The 15,459-nt window shown below is 73.7% G+C and carries 16 protein-coding genes; 6 read left to right on the forward strand and 10 right to left on the reverse strand.

Annotated features, from left to right (window positions below):
- Positions 1–2: 2 nt before the first annotated feature.
- The gene (locus LG632_RS30490; protein ID WP_308108023.1) at positions 3–704 is read right to left on the reverse strand and encodes an ATP-binding protein; all 702 of its coding nucleotides are present in this window, start codon (positions 702–704) and stop codon (positions 3–5) included.
- Between LG632_RS30490 and LG632_RS06200 the strand changes: the two genes are divergently transcribed.
- The 3 genes from LG632_RS06200 to LG632_RS06210 all read left to right on the forward strand — a co-directional run bounded on the left by LG632_RS06200 (position 592) and on the right by LG632_RS06210 (position 2,499).
- Positions 592–1,359: a helix-turn-helix domain-containing protein gene (locus tag LG632_RS06200; RefSeq protein ID WP_226725793.1), complete on the forward strand. Its 768-nt coding sequence runs from the start codon at positions 592–594 to the stop codon at positions 1,357–1,359. The two genes, LG632_RS30490 and LG632_RS06200, sit on opposite strands and share 113 nt — an antisense overlap.
- A complete protein-coding gene (locus tag LG632_RS06205; protein ID WP_226725794.1) occupies positions 1,356–1,604 on the forward strand; it encodes a DUF397 domain-containing protein in 249 nt (82 codons plus the stop codon). Before LG632_RS06200 ends, LG632_RS06205 begins: the two co-directional genes overlap by 4 nt.
- 88 nt (positions 1,605–1,692) lie before the next feature.
- Complete coding sequence (locus tag LG632_RS06210) at positions 1,693–2,499, forward strand: VOC family protein (protein WP_374203411.1); 807 nt, start codon at positions 1,693–1,695, stop codon at positions 2,497–2,499.
- An 86-nt stretch (positions 2,500–2,585) separates the two neighbouring features.
- Here the strand turns inward: LG632_RS06210 and LG632_RS06215 are convergent, their stop codons facing one another.
- The gene (locus tag LG632_RS06215) at positions 2,586–3,380 is read right to left on the reverse strand and encodes a TetR/AcrR family transcriptional regulator (protein WP_226725795.1); all 795 of its coding nucleotides are present in this window, start codon (positions 3,378–3,380) and stop codon (positions 2,586–2,588) included.
- A 222-nt stretch (positions 3,381–3,602) separates the two neighbouring features.
- Between LG632_RS06215 and LG632_RS06220 the strand changes: the two genes are divergently transcribed.
- Together LG632_RS06220 and LG632_RS06225 are read left to right on the forward strand one after the other, a co-directional pair.
- Positions 3,603–4,508 (forward strand): ATP-binding cassette domain-containing protein, encoded by a 906-nt coding sequence (locus tag LG632_RS06220; RefSeq protein ID WP_226725811.1) that lies wholly within the window; start codon positions 3,603–3,605, stop codon positions 4,506–4,508.
- Positions 4,505–5,254, forward strand: coding sequence for an ABC transporter permease (locus LG632_RS06225; protein ID WP_226725796.1), 750 nt, complete (start codon positions 4,505–4,507; stop codon positions 5,252–5,254). Before LG632_RS06220 ends, LG632_RS06225 begins: the two co-directional genes overlap by 4 nt.
- A gap of 9 nt (positions 5,255–5,263) precedes the next feature.
- Here the strand turns inward: LG632_RS06225 and LG632_RS06230 are convergent, their stop codons facing one another.
- From LG632_RS06230 to LG632_RS06240, 3 genes are all read right to left on the reverse strand, one after another.
- On the reverse strand, positions 5,264–7,708 hold the full coding sequence (locus tag LG632_RS06230) for a tetratricopeptide repeat protein (RefSeq protein ID WP_226725797.1): 2,445 nt from the start codon (positions 7,706–7,708) through the stop codon (positions 5,264–5,266).
- Entirely contained in the window at positions 7,708–8,097 is a 390-nt protein-coding gene (locus LG632_RS06235) for a hypothetical protein (protein ID WP_226725798.1), read from the reverse strand. Before LG632_RS06235 ends, LG632_RS06230 begins: the two co-directional genes overlap by 1 nt.
- 103 nt (positions 8,098–8,200) lie before the next feature.
- Positions 8,201–8,473, reverse strand: coding sequence for a DUF1876 domain-containing protein (locus LG632_RS06240; RefSeq protein WP_226725799.1), 273 nt, complete (start codon positions 8,471–8,473; stop codon positions 8,201–8,203).
- Between the two features lie 172 nt (positions 8,474–8,645).
- Between LG632_RS06240 and LG632_RS06245 the strand changes: the two genes are divergently transcribed.
- Positions 8,646–10,139: a hypothetical protein gene (locus tag LG632_RS06245; RefSeq protein WP_226725800.1), complete on the forward strand. Its 1,494-nt coding sequence runs from the start codon at positions 8,646–8,648 to the stop codon at positions 10,137–10,139.
- 56 nt (positions 10,140–10,195) lie between these two features.
- On the opposite strand, the gene LG632_RS06250 is transcribed toward LG632_RS06245, so the two are convergent.
- The 5 genes from LG632_RS06250 to LG632_RS06270 form a co-directional block, all read right to left on the reverse strand.
- Positions 10,196–10,789, reverse strand: coding sequence for a TetR/AcrR family transcriptional regulator (locus LG632_RS06250; RefSeq protein WP_226725801.1), 594 nt, complete (start codon positions 10,787–10,789; stop codon positions 10,196–10,198).
- 108 nt (positions 10,790–10,897) lie between these two features.
- The gene (gene hemB / locus LG632_RS06255; RefSeq protein ID WP_226725802.1) at positions 10,898–11,899 is read right to left on the reverse strand and encodes a porphobilinogen synthase; all 1,002 of its coding nucleotides are present in this window, start codon (positions 11,897–11,899) and stop codon (positions 10,898–10,900) included.
- A 222-nt stretch (positions 11,900–12,121) separates the two neighbouring features.
- The gene (locus LG632_RS06260; protein WP_226725803.1) at positions 12,122–13,789 is read right to left on the reverse strand and encodes a bifunctional uroporphyrinogen-III C-methyltransferase/uroporphyrinogen-III synthase; all 1,668 of its coding nucleotides are present in this window, start codon (positions 13,787–13,789) and stop codon (positions 12,122–12,124) included.
- Positions 13,786–14,754, reverse strand: coding sequence for a hydroxymethylbilane synthase (gene hemC, locus LG632_RS06265; RefSeq protein WP_226725804.1), 969 nt, complete (start codon positions 14,752–14,754; stop codon positions 13,786–13,788). Before hemC ends, LG632_RS06260 begins: the two co-directional genes overlap by 4 nt.
- The coding region (locus LG632_RS06270) for a glutamyl-tRNA reductase (protein WP_508618713.1) at positions 14,751–15,459 on the reverse strand (709 nt) is incomplete at its 5' end. The genes LG632_RS06270 and hemC, both read right to left, overlap by 4 nt.

The raw sequence follows: 15,459 nt of genomic DNA on the forward strand, positions 1-15,459 counted from the left end.
CTTCAGGTGGCGCCCCGGAGCGGTCCGGCCCCGCCGGGGGAACCGAACTCGCAGTGCACGACCTTGCCCGGCCACCGGGGCAGCACGCCCCAGCGGTCGGCGGTCGCCGCCACGACGCGCAGCCCCATGCCCTCGGCGGTGATGCGGGTCCGGGACAGACCGGGCCCGCTGTCGTGGACCTCGATCCGTACGCCCCCCTCGTACGCGAGCAGCCGGACCCGGTAGCCGCGGCCGGGCGGGACGCCGTGGCGCAGGGCGTTGGTGGCCAGTTCGCTCACGCAGAGCAACATGTCGTCCCGGCGCCACGTGACACCCCACACGTCAAGTGTCTCCGCACTGAAGTGCCGTGCGGCGTGCACCGATTGGCGCGAGCGGGGGAAGAGGCGCTCCCTCATCAATGCGGGTTGAGTCTTCAGGTTCACCTGACAATCGTCGCGGTGCGTGACTAGCGTTGGGCAGCGCGACAGCCCGTACCAAAGCCTTGGTACGGGGTGTCGCTGATAGCTGTCGGCCGCACGTGGGGAGTCCCGTCTTATGCCGCCGAGGAAACGAGTACCCAAGAACGGCACCGCCCTGAAGATGGTGGGGGCGATGGTGGCCGTTCTCCGGGTCCGCAAGAACCTGACCCAACGACAACTGGCCGAGCTGGTGAACCTGGACGAGCAGTCCATCGCCTCGATCGAGCAGGGCAGACGACCGCTCATGCCCGACGTGGCGGCGCTCATGGACACCGTCCTGGACAGCGGCGGGGTGTTCTCCGCCGCCGTCGCGGAGATGCCGCGGGTGGACATGATCCCCGCCTGGGCCGAGGAGTACTTGGCCTGTGAGCGGGAGGCGATCACCACCTCGTCGTACCAGAACCAAGTCATGCCAGGCCTGCTCCAGACCGACGCTTACGCGGAGGCGGTGTTCCGTAACCGCGTACCGCATCTGCCCGAGGAGACGATCACCAAGCAGACTGCCATTCGCGCCGCGCGACGGGAGATATTCCACAAGGAACCGCCCGTAGCCCTCAGCTTCATCATCTGGGAGCCGGTCCTCAGCATGGAGCTGGGCGGTCCGGAGGTGCACCGGGCCCAATTGGAGCACCTCATCGCCTGCTCCGAGCTTCCGGGCGTCTGCCTCCAGATCTACCCCCTAGGTCACATGGAGCACCCAGCTCTCGACGGACCCTTCGTGCTGCTGGAAACCCCGGAACACCAGCGGCTCGCTTACATGGAGACGCAACGCGGCAGCCAGCTCATCTCTGACCCGAACGAGGTCAGCATCCTGGAGCGCAAGTATGCGATGCTGCGAACTCTGGCCCTCAATCCGCAAGAGACGAGAGCCGTGTTGGACCGGCTGCTAGGAGAACAATGAACACCGCACTGACGTGGTTCAAGTCCAGCTACAGCGGCAGCGAGGGCGGCGACTGCGTCGAAGTCGCCTTCGACTGGCGGAAGTCGAGCTACAGCACCGAACAAGGCGGCGCCTGCGTAGAGGTCGCCGCCTGCCCCGGCACGGTGCATGTCCGGGACAGCAAGGTGACCGAGGGCCCCGTCCTGGACCTGGCCCCGGCTGCCTGGGCGGCGCTGACGGGGTGGGTCGGCGGCGGCAGCCGCTAGGCGCACTCACCCGGACGGGTCGATTCGGCACGGGTGCGCGGTGGGTAGGGGAGGGCCCGTCCTTCCCCACCCACCCGACGGAGAATCCGTGCCCGAGAAGAACGGCCCCTACCAGGCCGGTACCCCCTGCTGGATCGACCTGATGACCCCGGACCAGCAGTCCGCCATCGACTTCTACTGCGACCTCTTCGGTTGGCAGGGCGAGGTCGGCCCGCCCGAGACCGGCGGCTACGCCGTCTGCTCGCTCAAGGGCAGGCCCGTCGCCGGGATCATGGCCGCCATGAACCCCGACGGGTCCACGCCCGACCCCATGCCCCCGGCGGTCTGGACGACGTACCTGGCCACGGACAGCGTCGACGAGACCGTGAAGAAGATCGGGGACGCCGGCGGGAACGTCGTCATGCCCGCCACGGACGTCATGGATCTCGGCCGCATGGCGGTCGCGGCCGACCCGCAGGGCGCGGTGTTCGGGCTGTGGGAGGCGAAGTCCTTCCCCGGCGCCGGGATCGTCAACGAGCACGGCGCGCTGATCTGGAACGAGCTGAGCACCACCGACCCGGACGCCGCCGGCAGGTTCTACGCGGCCGCGCTGCCGATGACGCCCCAGGCCTCCGAGATGGAGGGCGCCGAGGGCTACGTGGAGTGGCAGGTCGGCGGCCGGGCGGTGGGCGGCATGATGACGCTGGAGAAGGCCCCGCCCGGGACCCCGCCGCACTGGATGGCGTACTTCCACGTGGACGACGTGGACAGCGTCGTGGCGGCGGCGACGCGCGCCGGTGCCGACGTGCTGGCGCCGCCGTTCGACATGGTGGCCGGGCGGATGGCGGTGCTGGCCGATCCGCAGGGCGCGGTGTTCTCGGTGATCGCGGCGAAGGCGCCCGAACAGCCCGCGTGACGCGCGGGCCCGGATGAGGCCCTGCGGTTGCGGGTGCCGTCGTACGGAGGGCCGTACGGACGGCACCCGCGCCCAGGGCTTTGCGCTTACGCCCGGCGGGCGACCAGGACCTCCAGGCCGTCGAGGATGCGGTCCAGGCCGAACTGGAACTCGGTGTCGGGGCCGTCGGCGTGGCCGAGTTCGCCGGAGGCCAGCAGGCGCGTGAGGGCGGGGTGGCGCTCGGGGTCGGTGAGCGCGGTGAGGACGGTGACGTACCGCGCGAGCATCTGGTCGGGGGTCATGCCGCCCTTGATGACGGCGTCCATCATGTCGGCCATGAGCGTGGCCTCGTTGCGGATGAAGCCGCCGATCAGCATCAGCACGGACAGTTTCTCGCCCTCGGTCAGGCCGGTCGGGGCGAGGGCGGCCAGGCCGCGTTCCATCCAGGCGACCTGGTTCGGGGTCGCGGGCGGGCCGGTGATGGGGATGCGCAGGATCCACCGGTTGGCCTGGAGGACCGCGCGCTGCTGGCGCGCCCAGTCGGTGAGGGCCCGGCGCCAGCCGGGGTGGGCGGCGGCGGGGTCCAGCGGCGGCGGGGTGCCCACGCCGGCGTCGGCCATGAGGATGTACAGCTCGTCCTTGGCCGCGACGTAGCGGTAGAGGGACATGGTGGAGGCGCCCAGTTCCTTGGCGACGCGCCCCATCGACACGGCCTCCATGCCCTCGGTGGCCGCGAGGTGGACGGCCGCCTCGACGATCCGGTCCAGCGTGAGCGCGGGCCGCGGGCCCTTGCCGCGGCGGGTGCGCAGGCCCCAGGCCGTCTCCAGACTCGCGGGCAGCCCGGTGCCGGGCTGGTCGTCCGCTGCTTCCGGCTGTCCCGGATGTTCCGGTTCGGTCGCCATGGGTGGGTTTCCTCGGAGTTCTCGAAGCGTCGCCTGCTGCCCGCCTGCCTGGGCCGATTGACCACATCCTAGTTCTGTGTATTACTTACGCAGTAGAGCGTAAGGCATACGCAGAAGCGATGTGCCGTCCGATCGAAAGGGGGACGACTCGTGGCCACCAGCCCCGGAAACCTCGCCGGCACCACGGGCCGCGGGGGCGTCGAAGGTCTCGGAAGTCTCGGGATCCACGCCACCGGCCTGACCAAGTCCTACGGCGGCCAGCGCGTGCTGGACGCCCTCCACCTGGCCGTCCCCAGCGGCAGCGTCTGCGCCCTGCTGGGACCCAACGGCGCGGGCAAGACCACCACCGTGCGGATCCTGGCCACCCTCACCACCGCCGACTCCGGCACCGCCCGCGTCGCCGGCCACGACATCGCCGCCGAACGCACGCGCGTACGCCGGGCGATCGCGCTGACCGGGCAGTTCGCGGCGGTGGACGACCTCCAGACCGGCCTGGAGACCCTGCGGATGACGGGCCGGCTGGCCGGACTGACCGCCGCCGAGGCGCGGGCGCGGGCCGACGAACTGCTGGAACGCTTCGGCCTGACCGAAGCCGCCGGGAAGCTCGCCCGGACCTACTCCGGCGGGATGCGGCGCCGGCTGGACCTGGCCGCGAGCCTGGTCGGACGGCCGCGGGTGCTGTTCCTGGACGAGCCGACCACGGGACTCGACCCGCGCAGCCGCCAGGAACTGTGGCAGGTCGTACGGGAGCTGCGCGGCGACGGGGCCACGGTGCTGCTGACCACCCAGTACCTGGAGGAGGCCGACCAGCTCGCCGACCGCGTCACCGTCCTGGACTCCGGGCGGATCGCCGCCGAGGGCACGGCCGCCGAGCTCAAGTCGCGGGTCGCGGGCCACCGCCTGGACCTGGTGCTGACCTCGCGCGGGGCCTACGAGGCCCTGGCCGGGCGGGCCGTCCACCACGTGCCGGACGAGCTCACCCTCGGCGTCCCCACGGACGGCTCGGCCGCGCACGTGCGGGCGCTGCTGGACGAACTCGACCCGGACCGCACCGCCGTGGACCGCTTCACCCTGCGCACCGCCACGCTCGACGACGTTTTCCTCGCCCTGACGGGAGCCGACCGATGACGACGACCGCCACCTTGTCCGCGCGGAGCCTGCGCATGAGCCTGCGCAGCCCGGACGCGCTGATCACGGCCCTGATGCTGCCGATCATGCTCATGCTGATCTTCGTGTACTTCTTCGGCGGCGCCATCGACACCGGGGACGGCTCGGCGTACGTGACGTACGTCGTGCCGGGGGCGATGCTGCTGTGCGCCGGGTTCGGGGCGGCGTCCACGGCGGTGACGGTCTGCCACGACATGACCGACGGAGTCGTGGACCGCCTGCGCTCCCTCGACGTCGGCGGCGTGCCGTTCCTGGCCGCCCACGTCACCGCCTCGGTGCTGCGCAACCTGGTCTCGACCTCGCTGGTGCTCCTGGTCGCCCTGGCGATCGGCTTCCGCCCGGAGGCGGGCCCGACGGGCCTGCTGGCCTCGGCCGGCCTGCTCCTCGCCTACATCACGTCGATCTCGTGGCTCGCGGCGGCGCTCGGACTGCTCGCCCGGACGCCGGAGGCGGCGGGCGGCTTCACCTTCCTGATGATGTTCCTGCCCTACCCCTCGTCGGCGTTCGTCCCGATCTCCACCATGCCGAGCTGGCTGCACGGCTTCGCCGAGCACCAGCCGCTGACCCCGCTCATCGAGTCCCTGCGCGCCCTGCTGATGTCGCGCCCGGCGGGCGACGCCCCGTGGACGGCCCTGGCCTGGTGCGCGGCCATCACGGCCGTCTCGGTGGCCCTGACGTCGGTCTTCTTCCGCCGCCGCACCCGCTGATCCCCACCCCTACGGGCTCCGCCGGAACCAACGGCGGAGCCTGGCCCGGGCGCCGGGGCCCTGCCTCCCACGGAGCTCACGCAGCATGTGCGCCACCGCTGCGAGACGTCTGTCGTCGCCCATGTCCGCGTACACCTCCTGGGCCCTCGACAACACCGCTTCCGCCTCGTGGCGCCGCCGGAGTCTCATCAAGGCGTCTGCGCGCAGCAACAGGGCCGTGGGTTCTTCGACCTCGCCCAGCAGGTCACAGGCGCGTTCGAGCAGGGGAAGCGCTTCTTCCCGCCGGTTCCAGCTGACGAGCAGCACTCCCATGTGGCCCGCCATGAGCGCCTCGGCATACGACTCGTGCGCCTCGCGGCGCAGGGCGAGGCAGTCCCGGTAGGCCGCGAGCGCCAGCTCGTGCCGGCCCAGGGCCAGCAGGCAGTCGCCCAGCCCTCGCAGAGGCGCCGCCATCAGACGCGTGGCCTGGTGGTCCTGGAACAACTGCACAGCCCGCCGGTACGCCCCCACCGCCTCCTCCTCCCGGCCGACCTCCGACAACGTGGCGGCCAGGCGCTCCAGGGCGGCGGCCATCCTGAGGCCGTCGTCCAGCGCCGCCACGAGCTCCACCTCCCGCTCCCGTACCCCGAGCGCCTCGTCCGTGCGCTTCTGCTGGAGCAGTGCCTCCGCGTACTCGTCGAGCAGGTCGGCCTCCAGCCCGCGGTCCCCCTCCGACCGGGCCATCCGCAGGGCTTCCTGCCGGGCTTGTTCGGCCTCCTCCAGGCGGCCGCCGCTGTGCAGCTGGTCGGCCCAGACGCCCATCTGCCGCGCCGTCTCGGCCCTGACCTCGCCGCGCTCCTCGAGCACGGTCGCGATCTCCTGCTGGACCGCACGGGCCTCCTCGCGCAGCCCGAGGGAGCTCAGCACCGAGCTGAGCCGGTTGAGCATGAGCACCTCGAGCTCCGGCTCACCTCCTCGTCGGGCGGCCTCCACAGCCATCCGGAACAGCTCGGCAAGGGCCACGGGCCGGCCTCGCTGAGAGAGGTAGAGCATCAAGCACTCGGCGACGAGCAGCACCGCGGATGTCGCCTCCGCACCTGCGGCGAGCCGGACGGCCCACAGCACGGTGTCCACCTCGGCGGCCAGCCACTGCGTGGCGCCGGCCACGTCGGCGAACGGCTCGTACCCCGGCTCTCCGGTGCGCGCCTGCCAGCGTTCGCTCGCGTGGTGGGCCAGCGTGACCAGACCCAGGAACAACCGGGCGGCGGCATCCCTGTACTCGGACGCCGCAGCGGCCGACTTCGCGTACAGCCGCACCAGGTCGTGCATCCGCCAGCGCCCCGACCCCACCGGCTGCTCGGTCAGCCAGCCCGCTCCGGCCAGGCCCGCGAGCAGCTCGCGGGTGGCGGCCAGGGCGGGGGACGACCACTCGATGTCCCCGTCCCCCTCGTGGACGAGGGCGACGGCCACCGCCGTGGTGCAGTGCGGGCCCGGGTGGACGGGCAGCAGCCGCAGCAGCCGGGCCTGGGCCGCGGGGAGGCGGGCGTACGAGACGTCGAAGGCGGCCCGGACGCCGGCCGGGAGCCCGGCGGGGTCCGGTGGGCTCAGCCGTTCCAGCCGGCCGCGGGCGTCGGCCAGTTGGGCGGCGTACGCGCCGATGCCCAGGCCCGGGTCGCGGGCCAGCACCGCCGCCGCCACCGTCAACGCCAGCGGCAGCCCCCCGCAGTGCCGGGCGACGGCCGCCAGCGCCTCCGGTTCGGCCGCCGGCCGGGGGTCCTCGGGCCACGTGCCGCGCAGCCGGGCGGCGACCAGTTCCTCGGCCGGTACGGCGGCCAGTTCGTCCAGGGCCAGCACCCGGGCCGGGAAGTCGGCGGCGACCAGCCGGTCCCGGGAGGTCACCAGCAGGCGGTGCGCGTCCCCGCCGGGCGGGACCAGGTCCCGTACCTGCCCGGCCTCCGACGCGTCGTCGGCGACGATCAGCACCCGCCGCCCGGCCGCCTCCCGCTCGGCCAGTTCCGACCGGTAGCGGGCCAGCCGCCCGTCGAGGGTCGCCGGCAGGTCCTTGTCCGCGACACCGAGCTCACCCAGCAACGCGCCGAGCGCCTGCTCGACGCCGACCGCCGCGTCCCCGGCCCGGTAGCCGCGCAGTTCCACGAACAGCACCCCACCGGGGAACGTCCCTGCGGCCAGCGCCTGCTGAGCCGCCGTCAGGGCCAGGGCGCTCTTGCCGACGCCCGCCAGCCCGGCGATCACCGCGACCCGCGCCCCGTCGGGGCCGGGGCCCAGCAGCCGGGCGAGCTCGGCCTCCTGCTCGCCCCGCCCCACCAGGACCGCCGGCGCGTCCCGTAACGCCCACAGGGCCTCCTGTGCAGGCGGCGAGCCGACAAAATCCCCCGCCACCCGTACTTGCACGACCTGGGCGTGCCCGGACGCCGTGGCCCGCTGCCGCACCCGGTCCCAGCGCGCGGCGGCCACTACCCGGCCGCCCCGGGGCCCCGGCTCTGCCGGATCTCGGAGTCACCGCTGCCCTCGGCCCACTGCCGGACCTCGCCCGGCGCGCCCTGCCCGTGCTCCTGCACGATCCGGGCGCGGCCCCTGGCCCGCGCCCGCTGCCGTACGGACCCCCCGGAGGTCCCCGCGGACGCTCCGCGCCCGGCGCCCGCCCCGGCGCCGGCGGCCCACCACGCCCCGGCCGCGACCACGGCGGCCGCCACCGCCCCGGCGAACGCCCCGGCCACCGCCACGGCGTCGCTGTCCTTCTGCGGCAACCAGCCCAGCGGATCCAGCCGGGCCACGCCGTACGCCACTGCGAACACCACGGCCGCCGCCACGACGACGACCCCCCACTTCACCGAACGCCCCATGCCAGCACGATCGCACCGCGCACGGCCGCCCCGCACCGGTTTCGCCGCAACCGGGCCGCGCGGGGCGGTTCCCCGCCCCGCGCGGCCCGGTGCGGCCCCGACCTCAGTGGGTCAGCGGGTAGGAGTGCCTGCCCGTGGCCTCGTCGATCTCCCTGTGCGCCTTGCTCAGCAGTTGCGACGACAGATCCATCAGCGCCCGCGCGCCGGCGATCTCCTCGCCGACCCGGAGCTGCTCCGGATCGGAGGGGTGCCGCATGGCGTACCCGCGCGCCTTCAGTTCGCTGCCGTCACCGAGCCGGACCATGGCCGCCGCACTGGTGCGATGGCCGTCCTCGGAGAATTCCAGCTCGACATGCCATCCGACGAGCGTGGACATCCTGGATCACCTCCAGAGCTCGACCTGTCGACCTCTTCCCTCCCAGAGTGCGCTTACCAGCACGATTCCGCACCGGAGGCCGGGATCTTCTCCGATCCGTGACCTGTGATCATGATTGAAGGCTCATCCACCTCTCTAGTCTGAGCACGTTCAAAATGGAGGGGATCAGCAAGTGAAGCTCAAGCGCATGGCCGCCGTCGCCGCCGCCGCGGTGGTCGGCCCGACCGTGCTCATGACCACGCCCGCGATGGCCGACGAGCAGCAGCCCGCCGTGACCGTCCCGGACGCGGCGCCCAAGGACGACGCACCCGCGGCCGCCGGGACGGCGAAGCCGGCGGGCCCGGCCACACCGAAGACCGAGCAGGCGCCGCAGACGCCGCAGGCGCCGCAGGCGCCGCAGACCGGCCGGGCCGAGCCCGCGACCGGTGGCCCGGACGACGAGTACGAGCAGCCCACCGCCGTCATCATGGGACCGGAGGTCACCCTCCAGGGCATCCCGAAGGCCGGGTTCAAGGCGGACGGCAGCTGGACCCAGCTGAAGGTGACCGTCGACAACCGCGGCCACGTCACCGTCCCGAACTACACGCCGCACCTGTCGGTCATGCAGTGGGACGGCGAGTTCACGGCCGCCCAGGTCAAGGTCGAGCGGCTGACCGGCGGCGCCTGGCAGCCGGTGAAGGCCCTCACCGGCGAGGCCATGGGCCCCGGTCTCCAGTTCAACCTCGGGACCACCGCCTCGGTGGCCGCGAACTCCCTGTACACCGTCGACGTCCGGATCAGCTTCGCCGCCGGCACCCCGGCCGTGGGCTTCGAGATGTACACGGACGGCAGCAGCCGCAAGGGCGGCGTCGTCAGCTCCTCCCCCGCCACCTGGTACGAGGCCCGGATCGAGGGCGCGAGCGACGAGGGCGAGCCGGGCCCGGAGGTCACCGAGGGCCCCGCGCTGGCCGTGAACGGCGTCCCCGGCACCGTCGAGGCCGGCGGCGGCTGGACCCACCTCACCGTCCGCGTCGACAACACCGGCAAGAAGGCCCTGCCCGAGTTCGGCCTCGGGCTCGTGCTGTCCCGCCCGGACTTCGTCCCGATGAAGCCCGGCCAGATCAAGGCCGAGGTCTACAGCAAGGACCGCAACGGCAAGGCCGGCTGGCACGCGGCGGACGTGTACGTCGACGGCGAGGACCCGTACGCGGCGATCGAGCTGGCGGCCGGTCCGGTCGCGGCCGGGCAGAGCTTCGACGTCAAGGTCCGGATCAGGTTCACGGCCGACGCCCGCCCGGGCGAGCTCACCCTCCGCGCCTACGGCGGGGGCGGCCTCGACGAGGAGGAGCTCGCCTACGTCGAGTCCCGCTCGCAGGCCTACCTGACGAAGATCGTCGCCGCGTCCCCGAAGCCGGACAACGGCGGCGGCAACGGCAACAGCGGCGGTGGCGGCAACGGCGACACCGGCAACCAGCCCGAGCCCCACGGCGGCGCCACGCCGATCGGCACGGGCACGGGCACCGGGTCCGGCACCGGCACCGGCACCGGCACCGGCGGCGAACTCGCCGCCACCGGCGCCGACCCGGCCACCAGCTGGGCCGTCGGCGGCGCCGGCGTGGCCCTGGCCATGGGCGCGGCCCTGGTCGCCGGCACCGGCCGGCACCGCCGCCGCAGCACCACGGCCTGAGAACCGGCGGGCGCCCACGGGCGCGCGCCGGCCCCGGCGCCACGCCGCCCCCGGCGCTACGCCGGTGCCAGCGAGCGCCAGATCGCGTCCGGCAGCGCCCGGGCCGCCTCGTCCAGGTCGAGGTCGTACGTGCTGGCCAGCCAGCGGCGGGCGGCCTCGGCCACCGGGCCCATGACCAGGACCTCGACCAGGGGACCCGGCAGGGGGACGATCTCGCCCTTGGCCATCCGGGTGCCCATCCAGGCCGTGATGTCGGCGAGCTGGGACTCCTTGGCCGCGCGGATCTCCTCGGCGTGCACCGCGAGGTAGCCGGCGTAGGCGGAGGCGTGCAGGAACAACGCGGCGTCCCGGTGTTCCTGGGTGAAGCGCAGGTAGGCCCGCACCAGGGCCCGGACCCCGGTGCGGGCCGTACGGGTCCGCACGACGGCCCGGGTCAGCTCCTCGAAGAGCCGGCCCATGCAGCGCGTGTACAGGGCCGCGGCCAGCCCGTCGAAGCTGCCGAAGTGGTGGTAGAGGCTGCCGAGGCTGACCCCGCTGGCGGCCGTGACGGCGTTGACGGTGAAGCCCTGCTGGCCGGATTCGGCGTACACGCGCAAGGCGGTGGTCAGGAGCAGGTCGACGGTGGCCTCGCCACGCTGTTGCTTCACCATGGCGGTCAGCGTAGACGGGCCGGTGGCCGACAAGAGCCGTCCTGCCCAAGCCCGTTGGCGGCCCCGGACGGCCCCGGCCGGCCCCGGGGGACCGTGCGGCGCGCGCGGTCAGCGCGCGCGGTTCAGCCAGCCGGCGACCTCGGTGGCCCAGTACGTCAGGATCGTGTCCGCGCCCGCCCGCTTGATGCCGGTCAGGGTCTCCAGGACCGCCCGGTCGCGCTCGATCCAGCCCTTCTCCGCGGCCGCCTCGATCATCGCGTACTCGCCGGAGATCTGGTAGGCGGCCACCGGCACGTCCACGGCCTGCGCGACCCGGTACAGGATGTCCAGGTACGGGCCCGCCGGCTTGACCATGACCATGTCGGCGCCCTCCTCCAGGTCGAGCGCCAGCTCCCGCAGGGACTCCCGGGCGTTCGCCGGGTCCTGCTGGTAGGTCTTGCGGTCGCCCTGCAGCGAGGAGGCGACGGCCTCGCGGAACGGCCCGTAGAACGCCGAGGAGTACTTGGCGGTGTAGGCGAGGATGGAGACGTCCTCGTGGCCGGTCTCGTCCAGGGCGTCGCGGATCACGCCGACCTGGCCGTCCATCATCCCGCTCGGGCCCACGACGTGGACGCCCGCGTCGGCCTGGACCTGGGCCATCTCGGCGTACCGCTCCAGCGTGGCGTCGTTGTCGACGCGGCCGTTCGCGTCCAGCACGCCGCAGTGGCCGTGGTCGGTGTACTCGTCGAGGCAGAGGTCCGACATGATCACCAGGTCGTCGCCGACCTCGGCCTTCACGTCCCGGATGGCGAGCTGGAGGATGCCGTCCGGCTCGGTGCCCGCGGTGCCCAGCGCGTCCTTGTTCTCGTCGGCCGGCACCCCGAACAGCATGATCCCGGCGACCCCGGCCTCCACGGCCTCCACGGCCGCCTTCCGCAGCGTGTCCCGGGTGTGCTGGACCACGCCCGGCATCGCCGAGACGGGCAGCGGCTCGCTGATCCCCTCCCGGACGAACGCCGGCAGGATCAGGTCCGACGGGTGCAGCCGGGTCTCGGCCACCATGCGCCGCATCGCGGGGGTGGTCCGCAGCCGGCGGGGCCGCGACCCGGGGAAGGATCCGTACGCGCTCATCTTCAGTCGCCTCTTCGCGTTCACGCCTGGACAGTCGATCGCCCCCAGCCTAGAACGCACCCCCCGTCCCACCGCCCAGGGGCTCGACAGCGCGCGGGGCCCGGGACCGCCGGAGGCCCGGACACACGCGAGGGCCCGGATGCCTTGAGCATCCGGGCCCCGTGCCGTTCCGGCCGGTCGGCCGGGTGGCCGCGCCGGGTAACCGGGCGCGGCGGCGCGACGTCACGTGGTGCGCCGGCGGCGGGCGCCCGGGCGGCGCTCGCTCGGCCGGGAGACCGGCTCACCGGCCTCCTTCGCGGCCTCGCGCCGGGCCGCGCCGTACTCGGCCAGCGCCTCCGCGAGCTTGGACACGCTCGGCTCCGGCGAGAGCACGTCCACGCGCAGGCCGTGCTCCTCGGCGGTCTTGGCCGTGGCCGGGCCGATGCACGCGATGACGGTCACGTTGTGCGGCTTGCCGGCGATGCCGACGAGGTTGCGCACGGTCGAGCTCGACGTGAAGAGCACGGCGTCGAAGCCGCCGCCCTTGATCGCCTCACGCGTGTCCGCCGGCGGCGGCGAGGCCCGCACGGTCCGGTAGGCCGTGACGTCGTCGACCTCCCAGCCCAGCTCTATCAGGCCCGCGACCAGCGTCTCCGTCGCGATGTCGGCCCGCGGCAGGAACACCCGGTCGATCGGGTCGAACACCGGGTCGTACGGCGGCCAGTCCTCCAGCAGTCCGGCCGCGGACTGCTCGCCGCTGGGCACCAGGTCCGGCTTCACACCGAACTCCACCAGCGCCGCGGCCGTCTGCTCGCCGACCGCCGCGACCTTGATCCCGGCGAAGGCCCGGGCGTCGAGCCCGTACTCCTCGAACTTCTCCCGCACCGCCTTGACGGCGTTGACCGAGGTGAAGGCGATCCACTCGTAGCGGCCGGTCACCAGGCCCTTGACGGCCCGCTCCATCTGCTGCGGGGTGCGCGGCGGCTCCACGGCGATGGTCGGCACCTCGTGCGGCACCGCGCCGTAGCTGCGCAGCTGGTCGGAGAGCGACGCGGCCTGCTCCTTGGTCCGCGGCACCAGCACGCGCCAGCCGAACAGCGGCTTCGACTCGAACCAGGCGAGTTCGTCGCGGCGGGCGGTCGTGGAGTGCTCCCCGACCACGGCTATCACCGGACGCGCGCCCTCCGGCGAGGGCAGCACCTTCCCCTGCTTGAAGACCTGGGCGATGGTGCCCAGCGTCGCGCACCACGTGCGCTGCCGGGTCGTCGTACCGGCCACGGTCACCGTCAGCGGGGTGTCGGGCTTGCGCCCGGCAGCGACCAGCTCCGTGGCGGCGGCCGCCACCGTCTCCAGGGTCGCCGACACCACCAGGGTGCCGTCGCTGCTGCCCACCTCGGTCCAGCAGCGGGCCGTGGCGGTGCGGGCGTCGACGAACCGGACGTCGGCGCCCTGCTTGTCACGCAGCGGCACACCCGCGTACGCGGGGACACCGACCGCCGTGGCGACACCGGGCACGACCTCGAACGGGATGCCGGCGGTCGCGCAGGCGAGCATCTCCTCGGCGGCGTTGCCGTCGAGGCCGGGGTCGCCGGTGACCGCTCGGACGACCCGCCTGCCGGAGCGCGCGGCCTCCATGACAAGATTGGCTGCGTCCCGGATCACCGGGAGCCCGGCGGCTGCTGACGCCTCGTCAGCGACCGTCAGCTGCGGCATGTCGACGCCCGCGCGCGCATGCGCCCGTACGACGTCCAGCACCTCGGGCTCCGCGATCAGGACGTCCGCGGCCGTGAGTGCCTCCACGGCGCGCAACGTGAGCAGCCCCGGATCGCCGGGACCGGCACCGAGGAAGGTGACGTGCCCCTGGCCGGCGGCAGCCGGAAAGGCGGAGGTGGTGGGACTTGAGGGGTTCAAAGCGCTCGCTCCCCCATCAGACCGGCCGCGCCCTTGGCCAGCATCTCGTCCGCGAGTTCGCGGCCGAGCGCCATCGCCTCGTCGTACGACTGGGGCACGGGACCGGTGGTGGACAGCTGCACCAGCGTCGAGCCGTCGGTGGTGCCGACGACGCCGCGCAGGCGCATTTCGTTGACAATCTGCCCGTCGGCCAGAAGGTCGGCCAGCGCGCCCACGGGGGCGCTGCAACCGGCCTCCAGGGCGGCGAGCAGGGACCGCTCGGCGGTCACGGCGGCCCGGGTGTGCGGGTCGTCGAGTTCTCCGAGGGCGGCGATGAGCTCCGCGTCGGACGCGAGGCACTCCACGGCCAGGGCCCCCTGGCCGGGCGCGGGCAGCACGTTGTCGACCGACAGGTGGTCGGTGACCTCGTCGCTGCGGCCGATCCGGTTCAGCCCGGCGGCGGCGAGCACGACGGCGTCCAGTTCGCCGGCGCGCACGTAGCCGATGCGGGTGTCGACGTTGCCGCGGATCGCCACGGTCTCGATCGACTTGCCCAGGCTGCGGGCGTAGTGGTGCAGCTGCGCCATGCGGCGCGGCGAGCCGGTGCCGACCCGCGCCCCGTCGGGCAGCTGCTCGAAGGTGAGCCCGTCCCGGGCCACGAGCGCGTCGCGCGGGTCCTCGCGGACCGGGATCGCGGCGATGACCAGCTCGTCGGGCTGGGCGGTGGGCAGGTCCTTGAGGCTGTGCACGGCGAAGTCGACCTCACCGCTCAGCAGCGCGTCGCGCAGCGCGGTGACGAAGACGCCGGTGCCGCCGATCTGCGCGAGGTTCTCCCGGGACACGTCCCCGTACGTCGTGATCTCCACCAGCTCGACGGGACGGCCGGTGACGGCGCGGACCGCGTCGGCGACATGGCCGGACTGGGACATGGCCAGCTTGCTGCGCCGCGTTCCGAGCCGCAGCGGCTGGGCGTGACGTGAATTCATGATGCCCGTCCTGAGTCGTCGTTCTTGTCGGCCCGGCTGACGGAGGCCACCGTCTGCGGGTCGAGATCGAAAAGTTCGCGCAGCGCCTCGGCGTACCCGGCGCCGCCGGGCTCGCTGGCGAGCTGCTTCACGCGCACCGTCGGGGCGTGCAGCAGCTTGTCGACGACGCGGCGGACGGTCTGGGTGACCTCGGCGCGCTGCCGCTCGTCCAGCTCGGGCAGCCGGCCGTCGAGCCGGGCCACCTCCATGGCCACGACCTCGGCGGCCATGGCGCGCAGCGCGACGACGGTCGGCGTGATGTGCGCGGCCCGCTGGGCGGCGCCGAAGGCCGCCACCTCGTCGGCGACGATGGCCCGTACGGCGTCCACGTCGGCGGCCATCGGCGCGTCGGCCGAGGCCTCGGCGAGCGACTCGATGTCCACCAGCCGTACGCCGGGCAGCCGGTGCACGGCGGCGTCGATGTCCCGGGGCATGGCCAGGTCCAGCAGCGCGAGGCGCACCGGCGCGGGCACGGGCGCGGGGGCCGGGGCGGGCTTGCGCCGGGCCTGCGGGACCCGCTGCGCGGCGGCCTCGCCCTGGTCGGCCCAGGCCCCGTGCAGTTCCAGCGAGGACGCGTCGACCCCGGCGAGCGCCGACCGCCCGGCGGACGCGGGCAGCTCGACGGGGCACGCGTCGGCGTCGCCGACCGCGGTGACCGCGGTGAGC

The organism is Streptomyces antimicrobicus (assembly GCF_020532625.1).
In the GTDB taxonomy this organism is placed as follows: domain Bacteria; phylum Actinomycetota; class Actinomycetes; order Streptomycetales; family Streptomycetaceae; genus Streptomyces; species Streptomyces antimicrobicus.